21 protein-coding genes and 1 riboswitch are annotated in these 20,712 nt (G+C 46.1%); all 21 genes read left to right on the top strand.

What is annotated here, in order from left to right; genetic code table 11:
- Nucleotides 1-225: 225 nt before the first annotated feature.
- The 21 genes from ACOV1R_RS03160 (at nucleotide 226) to ACOV1R_RS03060 (ending at nucleotide 20,705) form a co-directional block, all read left to right on the top strand.
- Nucleotides 226-684: a DUF441 domain-containing protein gene (locus ACOV1R_RS03160; RefSeq protein WP_003640601.1), complete on the top strand. Its 459-nt coding sequence runs from the start codon at nucleotides 226-228 to the stop codon at nucleotides 682-684.
- A gap of 55 nt (nucleotides 685-739) precedes the next feature.
- Nucleotides 740-1,627 (top strand): CvfB family protein, encoded by an 888-nt coding sequence (locus tag ACOV1R_RS03155; RefSeq protein ID WP_003640600.1) that lies wholly within the window; start codon nucleotides 740-742, stop codon nucleotides 1,625-1,627.
- A 7-nt stretch (nucleotides 1,628-1,634) separates the two neighbouring features.
- Nucleotides 1,635-2,525, top strand: coding sequence for a site-specific tyrosine recombinase XerD (xerD, locus tag ACOV1R_RS03150; protein WP_003644441.1), 891 nt, complete (start codon nucleotides 1,635-1,637; stop codon nucleotides 2,523-2,525).
- Between the two features lie 38 nt (nucleotides 2,526-2,563).
- Nucleotides 2,564-2,947, top strand: coding sequence for a hypothetical protein (locus ACOV1R_RS03145; RefSeq protein WP_003644440.1), 384 nt, complete (start codon nucleotides 2,564-2,566; stop codon nucleotides 2,945-2,947).
- On the top strand, nucleotides 2,913-3,680 hold the full coding sequence (locus ACOV1R_RS03140; protein ID WP_003640597.1) for a segregation and condensation protein A: 768 nt from the start codon (nucleotides 2,913-2,915) through the stop codon (nucleotides 3,678-3,680). Before ACOV1R_RS03145 ends, ACOV1R_RS03140 begins: the two co-directional genes overlap by 35 nt.
- Nucleotides 3,667-4,266 (top strand): SMC-Scp complex subunit ScpB, encoded by a 600-nt coding sequence (gene scpB / locus ACOV1R_RS03135; RefSeq protein ID WP_003640596.1) that lies wholly within the window; start codon nucleotides 3,667-3,669, stop codon nucleotides 4,264-4,266. The genes ACOV1R_RS03140 and scpB overlap by 14 nt, the downstream gene beginning before the upstream one ends.
- Entirely contained in the window at nucleotides 4,266-4,982 is a 717-nt protein-coding gene (locus ACOV1R_RS03130; protein ID WP_003640595.1) for a pseudouridine synthase, read from the top strand. Before scpB ends, ACOV1R_RS03130 begins: the two co-directional genes overlap by 1 nt.
- Before the next feature lie 54 nt (nucleotides 4,983-5,036).
- Nucleotides 5,037-5,158: riboswitch (FMN riboswitch) on the top strand.
- 123 nt (nucleotides 5,159-5,281) lie between these two features.
- Nucleotides 5,282-5,866 carry a Gx transporter family protein gene (locus ACOV1R_RS03125; protein ID WP_003644438.1) on the top strand — a complete coding sequence of 195 codons (585 nt, stop codon included), beginning with the start codon at nucleotides 5,282-5,284 and terminating at the stop codon, nucleotides 5,864-5,866.
- A gap of 335 nt (nucleotides 5,867-6,201) precedes the next feature.
- Nucleotides 6,202-7,245, top strand: coding sequence for a helix-turn-helix domain-containing protein (locus tag ACOV1R_RS03120; RefSeq protein WP_054519091.1), 1,044 nt, complete (start codon nucleotides 6,202-6,204; stop codon nucleotides 7,243-7,245).
- Nucleotides 7,232-8,671: a RecQ family ATP-dependent DNA helicase gene (locus ACOV1R_RS03115; RefSeq protein ID WP_015380394.1), complete on the top strand. Its 1,440-nt coding sequence runs from the start codon at nucleotides 7,232-7,234 to the stop codon at nucleotides 8,669-8,671. The genes ACOV1R_RS03120 and ACOV1R_RS03115 overlap by 14 nt, the downstream gene beginning before the upstream one ends.
- A gap of 61 nt (nucleotides 8,672-8,732) precedes the next feature.
- A complete protein-coding gene (locus ACOV1R_RS03110) occupies nucleotides 8,733-9,365 on the top strand; it encodes a LysM peptidoglycan-binding domain-containing protein (protein ID WP_003640591.1) in 633 nt (210 codons plus the stop codon).
- Between the two features lie 34 nt (nucleotides 9,366-9,399).
- Nucleotides 9,400-10,086: a (d)CMP kinase gene (gene cmk, locus ACOV1R_RS03105; protein WP_003640590.1), complete on the top strand. Its 687-nt coding sequence runs from the start codon at nucleotides 9,400-9,402 to the stop codon at nucleotides 10,084-10,086.
- Nucleotides 10,087-10,175: 89 nt separating this feature from the next.
- Complete coding sequence (gene rpsA, locus ACOV1R_RS03100) at nucleotides 10,176-11,465, top strand: 30S ribosomal protein S1 (protein WP_003640589.1); 1,290 nt, start codon at nucleotides 10,176-10,178, stop codon at nucleotides 11,463-11,465.
- 134 nt (nucleotides 11,466-11,599) lie between these two features.
- Entirely contained in the window at nucleotides 11,600-12,910 is a 1,311-nt protein-coding gene (der, locus tag ACOV1R_RS03095) for a ribosome biogenesis GTPase Der (RefSeq protein ID WP_016511644.1), read from the top strand.
- Nucleotides 12,911-13,160: 250 nt separating this feature from the next.
- Nucleotides 13,161-13,436, top strand: a complete 276-nt coding sequence (locus ACOV1R_RS03090; RefSeq protein ID WP_003640587.1) for an HU family DNA-binding protein — start codon at nucleotides 13,161-13,163, stop codon at nucleotides 13,434-13,436.
- 211 nt (nucleotides 13,437-13,647) lie between these two features.
- Nucleotides 13,648-14,916 carry a tetratricopeptide repeat protein gene (locus ACOV1R_RS03085; RefSeq protein ID WP_003644434.1) on the top strand — a complete coding sequence of 423 codons (1,269 nt, stop codon included), beginning with the start codon at nucleotides 13,648-13,650 and terminating at the stop codon, nucleotides 14,914-14,916.
- Between the two features lie 111 nt (nucleotides 14,917-15,027).
- Complete coding sequence (locus tag ACOV1R_RS03080; RefSeq protein ID WP_015380391.1) at nucleotides 15,028-15,825, top strand: Cof-type HAD-IIB family hydrolase; 798 nt, start codon at nucleotides 15,028-15,030, stop codon at nucleotides 15,823-15,825.
- Between the two features lie 285 nt (nucleotides 15,826-16,110).
- Nucleotides 16,111-16,896, top strand: coding sequence for a 4-hydroxy-tetrahydrodipicolinate reductase (gene dapB, locus ACOV1R_RS03075; protein WP_003640583.1), 786 nt, complete (start codon nucleotides 16,111-16,113; stop codon nucleotides 16,894-16,896).
- The gene (locus ACOV1R_RS03070; protein ID WP_015380389.1) at nucleotides 16,893-18,116 is read left to right on the top strand and encodes a CCA tRNA nucleotidyltransferase; all 1,224 of its coding nucleotides are present in this window, start codon (nucleotides 16,893-16,895) and stop codon (nucleotides 18,114-18,116) included. Before dapB ends, ACOV1R_RS03070 begins: the two co-directional genes overlap by 4 nt.
- 56 nt (nucleotides 18,117-18,172) lie before the next feature.
- Entirely contained in the window at nucleotides 18,173-18,625 is a 453-nt protein-coding gene (locus ACOV1R_RS03065; RefSeq protein ID WP_003640581.1) for a hypothetical protein, read from the top strand.
- 181 nt (nucleotides 18,626-18,806) lie between these two features.
- Complete coding sequence (locus ACOV1R_RS03060) at nucleotides 18,807-20,705, top strand: ABC-F family ATP-binding cassette domain-containing protein (RefSeq protein WP_217203162.1); 1,899 nt, start codon at nucleotides 18,807-18,809, stop codon at nucleotides 20,703-20,705.
- Nucleotides 20,706-20,712 lie beyond the last annotated feature (7 nt).

Genomic DNA, 20,712 nt, shown 5'->3' with positions numbered 1-20,712 from the left:
ACGTTCCGGCAATTGTCACCCAGCCCCGTAAGTCGGAATAGGACGAACCTTGCTGACGAGCTGGAATCCAAACGATTTGGCACCTTTTAACCCTGTTCCCGCCTAAATTAAAGAACAGGAATCGGTTATTGATCAGGGGGGGATAGTGAAATTGGTGAGTAACGACCAACACCCCTCGTAATTCGGGCCATTTTCAGTTACAATTGATAACACGTGAGGTGTCGTATGGAAAGTTGGTTATTTTTATTAGCGATTTTAGTGGTGGCATGGTTAGGAAAAAATCAGTCCTTACAAATTGCGACCGTGGTTGTGTTGCTTATCAAATTGATTCCTAATACGAGTAAATTGCTGACGACGATTGGTCAGAAGGGAATCAATTGGGGTGTGACGGTGATTACCGTCGCAATTTTAATTCCGATTGCGACTGGTCAGATTGGATTTCGGGACCTTTGGCATGCGTTTAAGTCGCCAGTTGGCTGGATTGCGGTTGCATGTGGAGTGTTGGTTTCAGTGCTCTCATTTCACGGTGTCGGGCTTTTGTCAGCGACACCAGAGATTACCGTGGCATTAGTATTCGGGACCATTATGGGTGTTGTTTTGCTCAAGGGAATCGCGGCCGGGCCAATTATTGCGGCTGGTATAACCTATTGCATTATTCAAGTCTTGCATTTGAGCTTACAGTAATTTAAAAGAACCATCCGTTGATATTTATAGACGGATATATTAGAGGAGTTATCACATGGATAGTATTATTGGAACAGTGGTTACGGCGAAGGTAACCGATGAAAACGATGAAGCATACTTCGTACAGATTGATGGACAGACGTTGTGGGTCGATAAAACTGAACCAGAGAAGCCATTGCACATTGGCGGGCTTTACGAAGGTTTTGTTTATGAGAATGAAGACCATCATCTGCAGATGACGCGGTTCGTCCCGGAAATTTCGTTTGATCACTTTGTGTGGGGAACGGTTGTCCGGACGCGGCATGATCTGGGTGTCTTTGTCGATGTTGGTTTACCAAATAAGGACTTGGTGGTGTCATTAGACGAATTACCGACCATCAGTCGACTATGGCCTAAAAAAGATGATCGTTTATACGTTAAGTTAGCCCGTGACAATAAGCAACGGCTATGGGCGACGCTGGCAGAATTGACGGATTTTGAAGCAATTGCCAAGCCATATGACCGGGCTCAAGTTAAGAATACGGATACCATGGCGACCGTTTTTCGTTTGAAGATGGCCGGTACGTCGGTTATTACAGATGACAATCATCTGGGCTTTGTTCATCCGTCAGAACGTGAACAGGAACCACGCATGGGGCAACACGTCAAGGCGCGGGTCATTGGTTTCTTGCGCGATGGTGAATTGAATTTGTCCTTGAAGCCGCGGGGATACGAAGAAATTGGCGATGATGCCCAAATGTTATTAGCAGCATTGCAACATCAAGCTGACCACGCGCTACCATTTTGGGATAAGAGTGATCCCGATGATATTCGGAATTACTTTGGTATCAGCAAATCACAATTTAAGCGCGCTGTGGGTAATCTCTTGAAGCAACGCTTGATCAGTCAACAACCAGGCGAGATCAAGTTACTGGAAAATGCGGATGAGCAAGCCGACGATTGATCAAAAAATGCAGGACCAGCTTGCTGATTACCTGCATTTTTTGCGTGTTGAACGGGGGTTAGTTGAGAATACGATTAAGAGTTATTCTCAGGACCTGACTACGTTTAGCGAATACTTGATGAGTCAGCAAATCACGGACTATCGGGTGGTTGATCGGTACGTCCTATTGAATTATTTACAGTATCTAGATGAGGCTGGTAAATCGCGAAATACAATCATTCACAGTGTTTCTAGTTTACGTAAGTTTTTTCAATATTTAGCACAGATGCACGCTATCGATACTGATCCGATGCTAAAAATCGACACGCCTAAGCGGGCGCAGCATTTACCGCAAGTATTGTCACCACGCGAGGTCGAACGGTTGCTAGCGGTGCCCAAGTTGAATACCCCGTTAGGATTACGAGACCGAACTCTGTTAGAAGTGATGTATGCGACCGGTCTGCGAGTCAGCGAGACAATTAATTTAACGATGGATGATCTGCACTTAGACTTGGGATTGATTCAAACAATCGGTAAGGGTGATAAAGAGCGGATCATTCCTATCGGTGATGTTGCCATTGATTTTATTACCCGTTATTTAAAAACGGCTCGGCCCAAACTCGTCTCTGCCAAACGCCGGAATAGCTATTTGTTTATTAATAATCACGGTGGTAAATTAAGTCGGCAAGGGGTTTGGAAAAATCTGAAGGCAGAAGTCAAGGCGGCTGGCATCGAAAAAAACGTGACGCCGCATACGTTGCGCCACTCGTTTGCGACTCACATCTTAGAAAATGGTGCGGACTTGCGTGTCGTTCAGGAGCTTTTAGGGCATGCCGATATTTCGACGACTCAAATTTATACGCATATTTCGAAAAAACGCCTAGCTGAGGTTTATAATAAATATCATCCGCGGGCATAGATGCGGTGCGGAATCAAGCAGTCAAGGGAGGCAATACCGTGCTCGTTAAATATCGGAAGGATTATGAAAAGGTAGCAATGGGGCTACTGTCATTTATTCCAGATTTTAAGGACCTAATTCATCTACAAACTGAGATGCAGTGGTATCAGTCAACGGAAGACCACCAACTATTACTATGGCGGCAAGGTGACGGCGATTTCTGTGGTATTATCGGCATTGAAGTCGGCAGTGACTTTATTCTACTGCATCACGATTCATTATCACCCGAGGAACGGACGGCGGCCAACCAGTATCAAATGTTGGATGAGTTGGCCGCGTTATATCCCAAGCAACGGGTCATGGGAACTTTAGAAATGGCGCCGATCATTGGCGCGTGGGAGCGTAATCGTGACAAACAACCAACAACAACCAATCACCATTAAGATTTCGGAGTTTGAGGGGCCACTCGACTTGCTGTTGCACCTCATCCGCCAAAACAAGATGGATATTTATGATATTCCAATTGCGGCAATTACGCAGCAGTATTTGGATTACTTACACTCTATGCGAGCGCTAAAATTAGATATTGCTGGTGATTATTTGGTTATGGCTGCGACTTTGATGACGATCAAGAGCCGTTTCTTATTGCCACAGCCTGAACCAGATGAGATGGACGAAGATAATGAGGACGATGATCCTCGTGACTCACTTGTAGCTGAACTGTTGGCTTACAAGGTTTATCAGGAAGCCGCTGGTGAATTGCGAGAAAAAGAACAGGCGCGCCATCAGCATTTTACGCGTGAAGCGATGTTAGTACCAGCTGATCTGAGTGCGCCCAAGCTGACTGCGGGGATTACATTAGATGATCTGCAAGCGGCTTTTCGGCAATTAGTGGCTAAACGGCGGCGGGTACGGCCACTAACGAAAACGGTTGTGGCTGAAACCATCAACATTGATGAGCGGATGACACAAATTACGACGCAATTGCAACATCAACCACAAGGACTGGATTTTGCCGACCTATTTACGGTTAGTGCCAGCGATGAAATGTTAGTGACAACCTTTATGGCTGTGTTAGAATTAACCAAGCAGGATCAAGTGGCGCTGCAGCAAGCTGAGCCACTGAGTCCGATTCATTTATATTTACGACAGGATGAACAGCATGACGAACATTGAACAAATTGAAGGACTATTATTTGTGGCTGGCGATGAGGGCATCACGGTCGCCGAAATCGAGCACGCCACGGGGTTTGCTAAGCCGGCGATTACAACGATGCTCACACAACTGGCCACGAAGTATCAAGCCGACCCAGACAGTGCCCTAATGATCTTATCAACGGCGAATACTTACCGGCTAGCAACTAAGGCCGCGGTGGCGCCGGTGTTAAAGCGCTACTTTGAAGCACCACTCACCACGAGTTTGTCGCAAGCATCGTTGGAAGTGTTAGCAATCATTGCGTATCGGCAACCCTTGACGCGGATTGAAATTGATGAGATTCGTGGCGTACACAGTGGGTCAACGATTCAAAAGCTGGTTTTGCGACAACTAGTTACTGAGACGGGGCGTTTAAGTGAGCCGGGACGACCAATTTTATACGGAACGACGGAACTGTTCTTAGATTATTTTGGGCTAAAGTCTTTGGATGACTTACCAGCGATTGACTTAGCTGCTTTAAGTGACGCTGAGCATCCGGCACCAGAGACAGACCTCTTTTTAAATGCATTTCAGGATAAATTACAAGCAGAACGTGAGGATGAATAATGGCAGAACGATTACAAAAGGTAATGGCGGAAGCGGGCATCGCTTCGCGGCGTAAATCAGAAGTGTTGATCACGTCTGGTCACGTTAAGGTGAATGGGAAGACGGTCACCACGCTCGGTGTAAAGGTTGAACCTAGTGACCATGTCGAGGTTGATGGCGTGCCATTGAATGCAGAAAAACTCGTGTATTATTTATTTTATAAGCCGCGGGGGGTCGTTACAACTGTTCATGATGAGAAGGGCCGTAAAACGGTATTAGACTTCTTTGAAGACGTACCGGAACGAATCTATCCGGTGGGACGTTTGGATTACGATACTTCAGGTTTGTTGATCATGACAAATGATGGGGCTCTCGCTAATCGGCTAACTCATCCGAAGTACGAAGTCAAAAAAACTTATTTGGCCAAAGTTGAAGGGGTACCAACCAATGCTGATCTCAAGCAATTGCGCTTGGGTGTTGAAATCGATGGCCGTAAGACAGCTCCAGCGAAGTCGAACTTGTTAGATAGTGATCACAAGAAGAATAATGCGCTGGTCCAACTAACGATTCACGAGGGTCATAACCACCAGGTGAAAAAGATGTTGGCTGCAGTGGGTCACCCAGTGACTAAGTTGAAACGTGAACGTTATGGGGTTCTCGATTTGCAAAGTTTACAACCGGGCGAATACCGTAAATTGAAGCCGATTGAAATTAGTAAGTTAAAAGGTGAACGATAGCGCTTGCATTTTTGAATGAAAGCCGTTAAAATGAATTTGTAAAAATAAATATTGGTTCATCTTCAGGGCAGGGTGTGATTCCCGACCGGCGGTAATAACCCGCGACCTATGCGTGTGCATAGTGATTTGGTGCAATTCCAAAGTCGACAGTAAAGTCTGGTATAAAGAAGATCGAGCTTATTTGCCAAGCGTTGCAAGTAAGTCCGCCCCCAGATGACAGTTAGTGTGATCGGGCGGACTTTTTTAGTTGAACAAATGGTAATGCGGTTCATTGAAGATGACCCATAGGAGGGTGCGTTATGCAACATACAACGTTACACCGACTAGTGGGCATAGCCTTACTCGGTGCCATTGCGTATATTTTAATGTTACTGGAGTTTCCGATTTTACCGGTAGCGCCATGGATGAAGATTGATTTTTCGGATATTCCAATTCTGATTGGTCTCTTTCTCTTTGGTGTCGGGGGCGCGTTTGTCATCACTATCATCAAACTGCTCCTACATTCAGCCATGATGGGCTTTGCCATCTATGACTTAATCGGTTCTTTTGCTAGTTTTTTAGGTACGGCAGTATTGATTTTAGCATTTGCATTAGTACTTCGTTACTATCGGGGCAATCCCAAGTGGCGGATGCCTGTGGCGATTGTGGTCGCCACAATCGGCCTGGTGGTGATTGAATCGTTGGCTAACTTAACGTTTGTTCTGCCATTCTATTTGCAAGTAATGGGTATGAAGCTCAGCATGTCGCTGAATACAGTGGTGTTAGTGGCAGTCATTCCATTTAACTTGATCAAGGGATTGCTAGTGGGTAACGTCTTCTGGCTGGTCTATCAGCGATTAGCTAAGTGGTTAGGCAACCATAATCAGCTTATGAGCCGAATTTAATTTAAGTCGTTAAAATAATGTGGGTGGTCACTAATTGCGTAACTGCAGGGTGACTGCCTTTTTATATTGGTGCCACCGTGATATTCTTAAAGACGCACACTGCCGGTTGGCGGATGGTTATCCATGAGCTTTAATGTGGCAGTAAGTTGATAAATTTGAAGCTTCGATCAAGGCTTAGAAAGATTAAAAAGCTGTCGGTCGCTATGCTGTGTCGCGGGTCACTGTCAGCGACACTGACGCACGTAAATTTGGGCTGATCACGACTTAATTTAAAAACTGGCACATTTAGTGCGCAATTAACAATCACAACAGCAAGACTTAAGGGAGGCCTTAGCGTGTTTACAGACTACGTTTTATTGTTATTCAGTACAACGCCGCGACGAGCAAAGGGCCTATTCAATGTCTTGCGCGGTCGCCGTACGGTCTCCACGCTTTTTGCGGGGTTAACTGCCGGCTACTTGGATTTGCTCGACAGTTGCCACGAGGTTCCCTTGGAAGATTTCATGGCAGCAACTGCGGCTTTGACTGAAAACGGTCAATTGACGAGTACGGCCACGGGATGCTGGCAATTAACGCAGACGGGGGAACAACGGCAAGCCAAACTCCGGCAGACTTTATACATGCCCCAAAATTTTGAAGTGTTTCAAACCACTGATGTCCGCCGATTTAGAATCGTCAGTCAGCTAGCCCTACAAGTCGTTTCCGAACTCGTACATCATAATCGCCATTACTATCCGGTGACGACTGATCCGGGGATTCAGGCCCAGGTCAAACAATGGTTACGTCAGCAGTCGAAGGTGGAACTTGGCGAGCAAATTCATGCGGCCTTGACTGCCTTCTTGACGAGTTTGGCAGACCCAGAGTTACCAACGGTGTTTGTTCAAGGCATAACGGGGTATCAAGAACCGGGACTGACTAATGAGCAATTAGCGGCACAATTAGGTCGGCAACCCTGGGAGGCGAGCTTGATGCACACGGACGTGATATGCCAATGGATTGCTTGGATTCAGCGACACCCGCGTGATCCATTTGCCCAGTTGTTGTCAGTGCTCACTCAAGCGAGTGCCATCAGTCAAAGCGCTGAGCAAACTTACCAAGCTTTCTTGAAGACCCAGCAACTTGCAGCAATTGCGCAGACGCGGCACTTAAAGATGAGTACGGTACGGGAGCACTTGTTGGAGGTGGCGATTTGGTCGCCTGATTTTCCGTTTGAAATGGTGTTGAATCATGAATTAACTCAGCAGTTGACCACCATCTTTGCAGCCCAGTCCGACATTGCAAACTGGTCATTCCAAGAGGCCCAAGCTGCGCTACCCACGCTAGATTTTTTTGAATTTCGGCTATTTCAGATTATGAGGTGTCAGCATGTCAGAAGATGAATTATATGAGCTGTTGAAAACGAAATATGGCTTCGATGAATTTCGCCCCGGGCAGCTAGCCGTCATTCAGAAATTATTAGCAGGTCAAGATGTCTTGGCAGTGTTACCAACTGGGACCGGCAAATCATTGATCTATCAACTCGTCGGGACCGCACTACCCGGGCTAGTTGTGGTGGTTTCACCGCTGATTTCCTTGATGCAAGATCAGGTGGCTCGCTTAAACTATCAAGGCGAAAAGCAAGTTGCTGCTTTGACCTCCCAACTAGATTATGGTGCTCGCCAGTATCTGCTGAATCATTTAGGACAGCTTAAATTCTTGTTCATTTCGCCGGAAATGTTGGGTCAAGACATTATTCAAACAGCGCTGATGCAAGTGCAACTGGCGTTATTAGTTATCGACGAGGCCCACTGCATTTCAACTTGGGGACCAGATTTTCGCCCTGACTACCGTCGCCTGGGTCAAATTCGACAACGGTTACAGGCACCGACAACGCTAATGCTCACGGCAACGGCTACACAACGCGTTCGACAAGATATTTTGACACAATTAACCGTTCCAGATGCCCAGCAAGTCTTATATTCGGTTAATCGTCCTAATATTTACTTAGCAGTCGAACAGGTCAATGATGAAGCTAGTAAACGCGCGACCTTGCAACATTTAGTGACGAGTGCGCGCGGACCAGTCATCGTTTACTTTACTTCCAAGCGGCAAACTGATTTGATAGCGGAATGGCTACGAACGACAACCACGTTAAGGGTCGCGGCTTATCATGCCGGCTTAGCGACCGATGACCGTTTCAAGATCCAGCAGCAGTTCATGGCAGGACAATTGGATGTGATCTGTGCTACATCTGCTTTTGGAATGGGTATCAACAAAGCTGATATTCGCTTAGTGATCCACTATCATTTACCGACGACTTTGGCCGACTATGTTCAAGAAATTGGGCGCGCAGGTCGTGATGGTCAGCAGGCGATGGCGATTATGTTGTACGCACCAGGTGACGAAAACCTGGTGCGGAATTTGAACGAATTGACGGCTGCGACTCCCAATGAAATTCAGCAAGATTATAGCCGTTATCAAGCGCAGCAGCCACCGACTGATGATCGTAGTAAGGTTTTGCAGTCATACTGGCTACAAGGAACTCCCCCAACGACCGTGGCAACGATTTTTGCTGATCGCCAAGCAGCTAAGGAACGTGAATTGCGGGCGCTCATGGGTTACGTCCAAACGACAACTTGTCATCGGACCGTGATGTTAACTTACTTTGGTGAGCCAGCTGTTACCCATACAGATCAGTGTTGTCAGTTGGCTGGTGAACCACTACCGCTGGCTGCGTTAGGGTTGATGGCGACGCATGATGAGTCAACAGCCACGATAATGTCGTGGGATCAGCACTTAGCTCAATTGTTTTTACCAAATTCTTAAAGAAATCGATTCCGGGTTATGTTACAATATTGGTTGAAAGTTTTTTGAGGAGGAACACCCTATGAGTCAAAAAAATGATAATGACAAATCCCAAGCGGATAAGCCGTGGGACAAAACTTTTGAAGACGATCGGGATGACTCGGGCAATTTATCGCGAACTCAAAAACGAAAACAAGACAGTAGCAACTCTACGCTAACGACCGTGTTAGTCGTACTAATATTGTTGCTTGCTTTGGCACCAATTGGTTATTTCTTGGTGAAAAAGAATTCGCTTAATAATCCGCAACAGACTGAACAAGTTGCTAGTTCGAGCTCGAAGAAGTCATCGGCCAGTGTTGCTGCCAGTAAGTCATCGACTGCTGCTAGCAAGAAGAAGGCGGCCGCATCGTCGAAAAAGGCGGCTGCTAAAAGTAGTAGCCTAGCCTTGGCTAGCTCTAAAGCTGCCAGTTCCAAGGCTGCTAGTTCTACTGCTGCCAGCTCGGAAGAAAGTGCGAGTACTGACGACAGCAGCGCTAGCAGTAGTAGTAGCTCCTCAGAATCATCTTCAGGGACTAAGTACGTCACGGTAGAAGCCGGTCAAGGGGTCTATCGGGTCGCTACGAATGCTGGAATCTCAGTGGATAAGCTATTGGAATTAAATGGGTTATCATCTGATGCAACGATTTCGGCTGGTCAACGGTTACGTGTCCGTTAATACACGATTTTTTCAGATTGTGAGGGGTTAGTTAATGGCTAAGCAAGCATTACAGGTGGCCATCGATGGTCCGGCTTCAGCTGGCAAGAGTACCGTAGCCAAACTCGTTGCAAAACGGTTTGGCTATATTTATGTGGATACTGGTGCCATGTATCGGGCAGTCACGTACTGGGCAATGCAACAGCACGTTGATTTAGCAGACGAAGCGGCTGTGATTACGGCAATGAAGTCGCTCAAGATCAGTTTTAAACCCGGCGAGCCGGATCAACTGGTTTTTGCTAATCAGGAAGATATTACGGCGGCGATACGCCAACCAGACGTGACGAATAACGTCTCGACGATTGCGGCGTTACCACAGGTGCGTACGATTTTAACTGAGCAACAGCGAGAGATGGCCAATGCAGGTGGGATCGTGATGGACGGTCGTGATATCGGGACAACGGTATTGCCAAATGCTGAAGTTAAGATCTTTTTAGTTGCTTCAGCGGCTGAACGGGCTAAGCGTCGATACGCCGAAAATGTAAAAAAAGGGATCGACACGCCCTTGGCTCAGCTACAGGCTGAGATTGAATTACGTGACCACAAAGATTCAACGCGTAAAGTGTCACCATTAACACAAGCAACGGACGCCACACTTGTTGATACGACGCCAATGTCAATCGATGAAGTTGTTGCTGCCATTGCCAAAATTATTACAAAAAAACAAAGTTCAACAATCTAATTGCATTAACTTAATGCTTTTAGCTAGCTTTTCATTGCATTTTCAGCTATGATATAGGTTAGAGTTATTGTTGACAGGAGGAAATTTGCATGAGTGAAAACGAAAACAGCCAAGAGAAAAATGAACTTTTAGACGCTTTAAACAGCGTTGAAGAAGTAAACGTCGGTGACGTTGTTAAGGGTGAAGTCTTAGCAATCGACGACGACAAACAAGTAATTGTTGGTATCCAAGGTACCGGTGTTGAAGGGGTCGTTCCTTTGAAGGAACTCTCAACACAACGGGTTGACGATGTCAACGAAGCCGCTAAAGTCGGTGATGTATTAGACTTGGTTGTCATTTCTCGAATTGGCAGCGACAAGGAAAACGGCAGTTATTTACTGTCACATCGTCGGTTAGAAGCTCGCAAAGTTTGGGACGATGTTGAAAAAGAATACGAAGCAGGTCATACGATTAAAGCTCCGGTAACGCAAGTTGTTAAGGGCGGGTTAGTCGTTGACGCTGGTGTTCGTGGCTTCATCCCTGCCTCAATGATTGATGATCATTATGTTGAAGACTTAAATGCCTATAAAGGCCAAGAACTTGAACTTAAGATTATTGAAATTGAACCTAGCGAAAATCGCTTGATCTTGTCACACCGTGCCGTTGTTGAAAAGCAACGCGAAGCACAGCGTGAAGAAGCTTTGAAGACCTTACAAGCTGGTGATGTCGTTGAAGGTAAAGTTGCTCGTTTGACGAACTTCGGTGCCTTTGTTGACCTCGGCGGAATTGATGGTTTGGTTCACGTTTCAGAAATCTCATACGAACGGGTTGAAAAGCCTGCTGATGTATTGAAGGTTGGTCAAGAAGTCACGGTTAAGATTTTATCCGTTGATGCTGACCGCGAACGGGTTTCATTATCAATCAAAGCAACCTTACCAGAACCTTGGGATGGTATTGAAGAAAAAGCACCACAAGGGGCTGTACTTGATGGTAAAGTTAAGCGTTTGACGAGTTTTGGTGCCTTTGTGGAAGTCTTCCCTGGTGTTGAAGGGTTAGTTCACATTTCACAAATCTCACACCAACACATTGCAACACCAAACGATGTCTTAAAAGTTGGTCAAGAAATCAAAGTCAAAGTCTTAGACGTTCGTCCAGACGAAAAGCGGTTAGCTTTATCAATTAAAGCTTTGGAAGAAAAGCCACAAACTGCTGACGATGACAACGAAAGTCAACCAGAACGTCGGAGTAACAATAACCGTCGTCGTAACAACAACCGGGACAACCGGACTGCTAGCGAACGTTCAACGGCTAATGCTCCTGAAGAATCAACTGGTTTCACTTTAGGTGATTTGATCGGTGACGAATTGAAGAATGCTGAAAGCAACAATGATGAAAACTAATCATTGATTGATTAAAAATACCCTTCAAGCTTGCCTTGAAGGATATTTTTTTAGGAACAGATTAGTTGGTGTTACCAATTAATTTGAGACTCGTAGCAGGAACCTGACGCTACGAGGGTAAAGGAGGAATTAATATGGCAAAACCAGTCGTCGCCATTGTTGGGCGACCAAACGTTGGTAAATCCACGATTTTTAATCGGATTGCGGGTGATCGGATCTCGATTGTTGAAGATACACCGGGTGTGACCCGTGACCGGATTTACGCCAACAGTGAATGGCTTGGTCAAGAATTCAGTTTGATCGATACGGGTGGGATCGATATCGAAGATGCCCCATTCATTAAACAGATCACACAGCAAGCCGAAATTGCAATCGATGAAGCTGATGTCATTATTTATTTAGTTAGCATCAAAGAAGGCGTCACGGACGCTGATGAACACGTTGCCCAAATCTTGTACCGGTCGAACAAACCGGTCGTGCTGGGTGTTAATAAAGTCGATAACCCTGAACTTCGGAGTGAAGTCTATGACTTTTATTCCCTTGGCTTTGGCGATCCGTACCCTATCTCAGGTGCGCATGGACTCGGACTTGGGGACTTGCTCGATGCTGTTATCAAAAACTTTCCTGAAAAAAGTGGGGAGGACGAACCGGGGACGATTCGTTTCAGTTTGATTGGCCGCCCGAACGTGGGTAAGTCATCAATTGTCAACGCCTTGCTGGGTGAAGACCGGGTCATCGTTTCTGACGTGGCCGGGACAACCCGGGATGCCATTGATACCAAGTTTACTGATCAGGATGGTGACCGGTTTGTGATGGTCGATACGGCCGGTATCCGTAAAAAAGGAAAAGTTTACGAAAATACCGAGCGTTATAGCGTTATGCGTGCGCTCAAGGCAATCGATAATAGTGACGTGGCACTCTTTGTCATCAATGGTGAAGAAGGCATTCGTGAGCAGGATAAGCGGGTTGCTGGTTATGCGCATGAAGCGGGTAAGGGTATTATCATCGTGGTCAATAAGTGGGATCTGGTTAAGAAAGACAACCACACCATGCAAGAATTCGAAGCATATATTCGTGATCAGTTCGTTTACTTGAGCTATGCGCCGATTATTTTTGTCTCTGCTAAGACTAATCAACGTTTGGAGCAACTACCCGCGTTGATTAAGAAAGTCAATATGAACCATATGCGGCGGATTCAGTCGTCCGTTTTAAATGACGTTATTATGGATGCGATTGCGATGAATCCGACACCGAGTGACAATGGTAAGCGGCTACGGGTTTACTATGCCACTCAGGTGGCGATTCAACCCCCAACTTTTGTGGTCTTCGTGAATGACCCTGATATGATGCACTTTTCATATGAACGCTTCCTTGAAAATCAAATTCGGAATGCCTTTGATTTTAGTGGTACGCCGATCCACATGATCGAACGGCGACGTAAGTAGGCTAAAGCGCGTAAAGTCAGCATTTTAGCACATTATTTGATTGATGTAAACGATTATCATCTTTTTGCGCTATTTTCGCTGAAAAGGCTAAAAAAGCTTGCTATTACAGCATTCCTATGCTATCTTTGATGAAGAAATGATGCTTGTTATCGTTTCTCTCATTTTTGGACCACTCAAAAATGATCATCTGGATCAACGATGTTAAAAAGCACGGCGATCCTTCACTCTGTAACGGGGAGGTGAATCAAACATGGCAAACAAAGCTGAATTAGTTAACAACGTTGCTGCGGCAACTAACTTAACGAAGAAAGACGCAACTGCTGCAGTTGACGCAGTCTTTGCATCAATCCAAGACACTCTTGCAAAGGGTGAAAAAGTTCAACTGATCGGATTTGGTAACTTTGAAGTACGTGAACGTGCAGCTCGTAAGGGCCGTAACCCACAAACTGGTGACGAAATCCAAATTCCTGCAAGCAAAGTACCTGCATTTAAGCCAGGGAAAGCTTTAAAGGACGCAGTTAAATAATGCATATCAGTTAATGAAATGCAAACATGAAAGCCAGTATAGCGACCGTTATACTGGCTTTTTTGCTGTCGTCTGCGGTATGATAGACTGTCAGTTCAAGTGATTAACAGCTGGTATCCCATGTGACGATATCAGGCTGACTATTGAAATAAATGATGAAACCATGGCGACTAAATGAAGTCGTTTCTTAGTGGTTTAAAGGATGGGTGTAATGAGTTATTCAGAAAAAATGCTCGCAGCACTATCAAACGGGCAAATTGACACGGCCAAAAAGCACTTTGCATGGGCCTTACGTAAGGACGATGACCAGACGCTGTATAGTCTGGCTGAAGAATTGTACGGTTTGGGCTTTTTAAAGCAAGCGGAACGGACTTATAAGAAGTTACTGGCTAAGTATCCGGATGAGGACGACTTACGGACAAGTCTGGCTGATATTGCCATCGATGAGGACGATACGGACCTGGCACTCGACTATTTACAACAAGTTAAGCCAGACTCACCGGCATACGTTCAAGCGTTGTTAGTTGAGGCCGATCTATACCAGACCCAAGAGTTATTTGAAGTCAGTGAGCAAAAACTCAAGGAAGCCTATCAGCTGGCACCGGACGAACCAGTTGTCGAATTTGCGCTCGCAGAATTTTACTTCTTGATTCGTAACTACGGTCAGGCGACTCGCTTCTACTTGGACTTGATCAAGCAGGGACAACTAGAGATCTCTAAAGTTAACTTAGTTGAACGACTAGGGGTGGCTTATGCTGAGTCCGGGCGCTTTGAGCAGGCGGTGGGTTATTTAGAACAAATCAAGCCTGCCAAGCTCACGCCGGACAGCCAGTTTGAATTAGGCTTCACTTATTTGCAATTAAACGAACCTCAGAAAGCTGTTGATATCTTCGACAAACTGCGGGAACAAGACAATCAGTATGCGTCCCTGTACCCATACTTGGCCCAGGCCCAAGAGCAACTTCATCAACTGGACAAGGCGTTATTGACCTTACAAGAAGGTTTAGCGGTCGACCAGTACAATGAGCAGCTGTACTTGCAAACTGCCCGCTTAGCCTTGAAATTAGACGATCAGGAATTAGCTGAAAAGTATTTGCGGGAAGGCTTGAGTATTGACCCTGATAACTTGACTACGGTATTGGAACTGTCTAATTTGTTAGTTCAGCGGGAACGTTATCAAGACAATATCGACTTGTTAGATCAATATTTGCAAAGTAATGAGTTTGATCCGCAGTTCTACTGGAACTTGGCAATCTCTAATGACCGGCTCGATCATTTTCAGGCGGCTAAGGATAATTACGAAGCGGCTTATCCGTTCTTTGAACATAACAAGGATTTCCTTAAGCCAGCAATTTATTTCTTCCGCGAAGCAGGAATGGCCGACAGTGCCGTGGCAGCGTTGCGGAATTATCTAACGATTGAACCAGATGATGGTGAAATGGTTGCGATGCTAGAAGACTACGAGGATCAGGGCTACTAGGCCTTTAGTTCTTCACCATTTGCTGAGAGGCTTCATTTCTAAAGTTATTGAAACCACTTTCAATTTTGGTAAAATGAACGTATACCAAATTTAAGTGAGGCGTTTACTATCGTGAAAGTAGCTATTATTGCCACCGATTTAGATGGCACGTTTTTGAGAGACGACCATCAGTTTGATCACCATCGGTTTCAGGCCCAGTTGGATCAAATGAATGCTCAGGGCCAGCACTTTGTTGTGGCGAGCGGCAATCAGCTGCAACATTGTATTGATGTTTTTGACGGGATCAATGGTGAATTGACGTATGTGGCTGAAAATGGCGGGTTAGTCATTGATAATCACGGCAACGTGTTGGCTGAAAGCCTGATTGAGCCGGCGCTTTATCAGGAACTGTTAGTTTACGTGGCGACTGAACCAGCACTAGCTGGTGCTGAGATCTCGGTCTCCGGCAAGCAAGGGGCATATATTCGGCCCCAAGATGACAGTCCGATCATGCGGTACTATTTGAGCCGGCTGCAAGTGGTGCCATCGCTATCAGCAATTGATGACCATATCTATAAAGCGACTTTTAGTTGGCAAGCCACGGATGCTGATGCGCACGCCGCTTTGATCAATCAGCAATTTGCTGGCCGGTTACGTGCAACTGTCAGCGGTGGTAATGGGCTTGACGTCATTCCACCACATGTTAACAAGGCAACCGGGCTTGCTTATCTCCAGCAGCATTGGCACGTTGTCCCTAGTCAAACGGCCGCGTTCGGTGATAACGGTAATGATCTTGAAATGCTACGGGAGGCCGATTACAGTTTTGCGATGCAAAATGCGATTGCACCTGTCAAAGAGATGGCTACGTACCTTACGTCACATGACAATAATCATGATGGGGTGTTAGCGACGATTGACACGTTAATTTAGCGTCACCAGGTGTTGTTGACGGCCGAAATATATAAGCAAATAGTGTTCGACCGAGCGGGACTACGCTTTGAGTCAGACACTATTTTTTATTCATATCAGTGTTATAGGACGGACGTGGCTCGTCTCACAAAGTAGCAAGTTAATTAGCGGGACCGTTTTAGTCATTGGGTACGAACAAAATGGGGGTAGTTTAACAGTTTAAACAGGTTCGGCGAGGATTCTCCTGCCTAATTTGGCAATTGTCTGCTAAAATATAATTAGCTTAATCTTGAGGAGGAATTTATTGTGGTAAAAGTAATTGTTGCCGGCTATAAGGGTCGGATGGGTAGTACGGCTGCTCAGATGGTCATTGATAATCCTGATTTTGAATTGGTTGGGGTCTATGACGCGCGCAGTGGAGAACAAAATCTAGGTGAGGACGACCGCTTTAAGGGTCAAGACGTGCCAGCTTTTCATGATTTAGACCAAATTAAGACGGATGCCACGGTCTGGATCGACTTTACGATTCCAACCGCCGTTTATGAAAATGCAAAGTTTGCACTTAACCATGGTATTTCGCCTGTTATTGGGACTACTGGGATGACCGATGAACAAGTTGCCGAGTTGCAAAAATTAGCAAAGGACAAGCAAGTGGGCGGCCTCATTGCGCCTAACTTTGGGATCAGTGCCGTCTTACTCATGCAATTTGCCCAACAAGCAGCGAAGTACTTCCCAGATGTTGAAATTATCGAGATGCATCATGACGATAAGATTGACTCGCCAAGTGGTACTGCTATCAGTACTGCTAAGAAGATTGCTGAAGTTCGGCAACCAAAGGAACAAGGTAATCCTGACGCAACTGAAACTCTACCTGGCGCACGTGGTGCCGAATATGAAGGGATGCGGATTCACGCGGTTCGGTTACCTGGACTAGTGGCGCACGAAGAGGTCATGTTTGGCGGCCCTGGTGAAGGGTTAACGATTCGCCAAGATTCCTTTGACCGGATCTCATTTATGACTGGTGTCAAAGTGGCGGTTGAAAAAGTTAACCAGTATCACGAACTCTTTGTTGGTTTGGAGCACTTACTATGATTTTGACGCAGTTGCCAGCTGAGTTTCAAGCAGCTAAGCCGATTATTGAGACGATCGAAGCGGCCGGCTATGAGGCGTACTTTGTTGGTGGGTGTGTTCGCGATACGATTTTGGGGAAGCCCCTACATGACGTCGATATTGCGACCAGCGCGTTTCCGGCTGAGGTCAAACAATTATTTAAACGGACGGTTGATACGGGAATCGAGCACGGAACGGTGATGATTTTAGATCACGGCAATGGTTATGAAACGACGACGTTTCGGACTGAATCTGGTTACCAAGATTTTCGCCGCCCTGATCAGGTTACGTTCGTCCGATCATTGAAAGAGGACCTGAAGCGCCGGGATTTCACAATCAACGCCTTAGCCATGACTGCTAACGGTGAAGTGATTGATCTGTTTGACGGGTTAGCAGATATGGAACAAGGAATCTTACGCGCCGTTGGAGTGGCTGAAGAACGGTTTCACGAAGATGCGCTGCGGATGATGCGTGCCGTTCGGTTTGCAAGTCAGTTAGGCTTTACCATTGAATCGCAGACCGAACAAGCGATTGCCGATAATGCGGCGTTGTTGGCGAAAATTGCCGTGGAACGGACGCGTGTCGAGTGGGAGAAGCTGCTGATGGGGCAGCACCCAGTTGCTGGTTTGACCGGCTTGCTGACCACTGACTTGTATCGTTATATGCCCGCAATGGCTGATCAAGAAGCGATGTTGCGGCAGTTAATGGCACTTCCAGCTTGGCATTTGCCGAGTATTGAAAGTACTTGGACCTTGCTTAGCTGGACCATGCAACGGACTGACGAAGCGGCTGTTCGCCAGTTGTTAAAGACGTGGAAGACGAGCAATGAGCTGATTAATCACGTGACGGCCGCTATTAAAGCGCTGATGGCGTTAAAACACAACGGTCAGTTAACTGCGCAGGAGAACTTTTATACGGGCTTAGAGGCGCTGAAAACGGCTAATCAGGTGGCTACGATTTTAGGCTTTGGCCAGGACCAAGCACAATTGGTGCAAGCTTATGCTAGCTTACCAATCCATGACAAGCATGAATTGGCCATTAACGGTGGCGATTTATTGAAAGCTAAATTGGTGACGCCTGGGCCAATGATGGGTCAAATTCTAGCGGCTTGCTTACAGGCCGTGGTGATGAAACAGGTCCCAAATCAGCAGGATGCTTTGCTTGATTTTGCAAGGATGGTAGCGGATTCAAAAAACCATTGATATTTTCTATGAATCTGTTACGATTAAAGTGAAACTAATTCAATGAGGTGATTTGAATGGAACGAGCATTAGAAGCATTGAAATTTCATTTTCGGAATGGTGACACTTGGACAGTTCATCATCAAGATATCTCTGACCTGTGGATCGGCCGGGTAACGACGAGTTACGGTCGAATTAAGGGTGGCCATATGACCATCATTCATCCTTGTAAATCATTTAAGGCTGAATTTAAACCTGACGCTGATGCGATCGATCCGGACACGACCCAACTATCATCCGTGACAAGTGGGATGTTTGAACGGGTGACGCATTATCAAGACATTGAAAAAATTGACATCCTGTTTGGCGACGAACGTGGTAGTGAACAAATTTACTTGCCATTCAAGCCACGGGATGCGGATGGTATCGACAACATTTATCAGACGAGCTCATTAGCCAGCGATGGAAAATTACACTTAGTCGTTGATGATGAACGGACCGTCTTTGATGTTTATGGTGATCATAACTAATAAGGTGTTGCCAAACAACTCTTGGGGCCGAGTGAGCCTCAGGAGTTTTTTTGTGACTCACGACCCAATCGAATCGATGATCGTTAGGAAATATTAACGTTTGCGCGTTTGTCAGTTGTGTTTTAAGCCGATTCTAGCTAAGATAGAACTTAATGATGTAAAAAAAGGGTGGATCGTAACAATGCAAACTTTAAGAGCAGAAAATCTGACCCGAACTTATGGTGAGAAGACGTTATTTCACGATATTTCATTTATTGTGAATGAACATGACCGGATTGGTGTCATTGGCGTTAACGGGTCCGGGAAAACGAATTTATTAGACGTATTAGCCGGGATTACGGCACCGGAAGCCGGTCAACTGGTGATGCCCAAAAATTATACGATTGGTTATTTAAAGCAAAAGCCGGAACTTGACCAGAATCTGACAGTCATTGATGCCGTTTTGGCCGGTAGTCAGCAAGTCTTTCGAGCGATTCGCCACTACGAGCAAACGTTGGCCGCTTATGCTGATCATCCCGAAGACCAAGCGACCCAAAAAGCTTACGTGGCCGCTGAGGATCGAATGAACCAAGAAGATGCTTGGACGGCTGAAAGTGATGTCAAAACGATTTTGACACAACTGCACATTACCGACCTGACGCAGACCGTCAGTCAGATGTCGGGGGGCCAACAGAAGCGGGTGGGCCTGGCGCAAGTGTTGATTCAATCACCGGATCTTTTATTACTAGACGAACCGACCAACCATCTTGATTTTGACTCAATTGAGTGGTTAGAAAGCTATTTAGCTAGTTATAAGGGTGCTTTGATTGTCGTGACCCATGACCGGTATTTCTTGGATCAAGTCGCCAACCAGATGTTTGAATTGTCATTTGGCGAGCTGCATAAGTATACGGGAAATTACCAAGATTTCGTGCAAGCGAAAGCCGAACGGGTCGCCCGTGACGTGTTAGCTGAACATAAGCAACAGCAGCTGTACAAAAAGGAACTGGCTTGGATGCGTGCGGGAGCACCCGCGCGTAGCACGAAGCAACAGGGGCGCATCAATCGGTTCAATGATTTGAAGGATAATTTGAATACGCTCCAAGTTGATAACGATGTTGATATTTCGCTCGGTCAGCAGCGTTTGGGTAAGAAAGTGATCGAGTTAAAGGACGCGAGCTTGCAGTTTGATCGGCAAACCATCCTGGATCACTTTTCGATGTTGATCCAAGCCAATGACCGCATCGGTATCACTGGAATCAACGGTGCCGGGAAATCTAGTTTATTGAATGTGATTGCGGGTCGACTGCCACTTGATAGTGGGACCGTGACGATCGGTGAGACCGTCAAGATGGCCTATTATACTCAACAGACCGAACCGATTCCGGGCGACAAGCGCATCATTAATTACTTGCAAGATGTCGGTGAGACGGTCTTGAATAAGCAGGGCGAGCATGTTTCAGTGACTGAGTTACTAGAAGAGTTTCTGTTCCCACGTTCGATGCACGGCACGCTGATTCGCAAGTTATCTGGGGGCGAACAGCGCCGGCTATACTTACTGAAGTTGTTGATGCAACAGCCGAACGTCCTCTTATTGGACGAACCGACTAATGATTTGGATATTGGTACGTTAACGGTGTTGGAGAACTACCTCGATGATTTTGCCGGGACCGTCATCACTGTTTCCCATGACCGCTATTTTTTGGACAAGGTCGGCACGAAACTACTGATTTTTGATGGTCAGGGGCATATTGAACGCTATTCTGGCCGTTTCTCCAGTTATTTGAAGGATCAAAAAGACGCGGCCAAGGCCACTGCGACAAAAACTACGGCTAAGCCGGTCACGGATGACTCGACCGCACCATTGGCCAAGAAAGCCAAAGTCAAGCTGACTTACGCGGAACAGCTCGAATACGACAAGATCGAAGGGGTTATCGAGCAATTGGATAGCCATAAGAGTGAGATCGAAGCGGCGATGGCTGCCAATGCCAGTGATTATGGCAAGTTGGCTGATTTGCAAAAAGAATTGACTAAGACGGAACAAACGATTGATGAGAAGATGGATCGCTGGGACTACCTCAGCCAGTATGCAGAAGCCTGAAAGGATG

The sequence above is a fragment of the Lactiplantibacillus sp. YT640 genome, assembly GCF_049745435.1.
In the GTDB taxonomy this organism is placed as follows: domain Bacteria; phylum Bacillota; class Bacilli; order Lactobacillales; family Lactobacillaceae; genus Lactiplantibacillus; species Lactiplantibacillus plantarum.
This window is presented reverse-complemented; position numbering and strand designations above follow the sequence as displayed.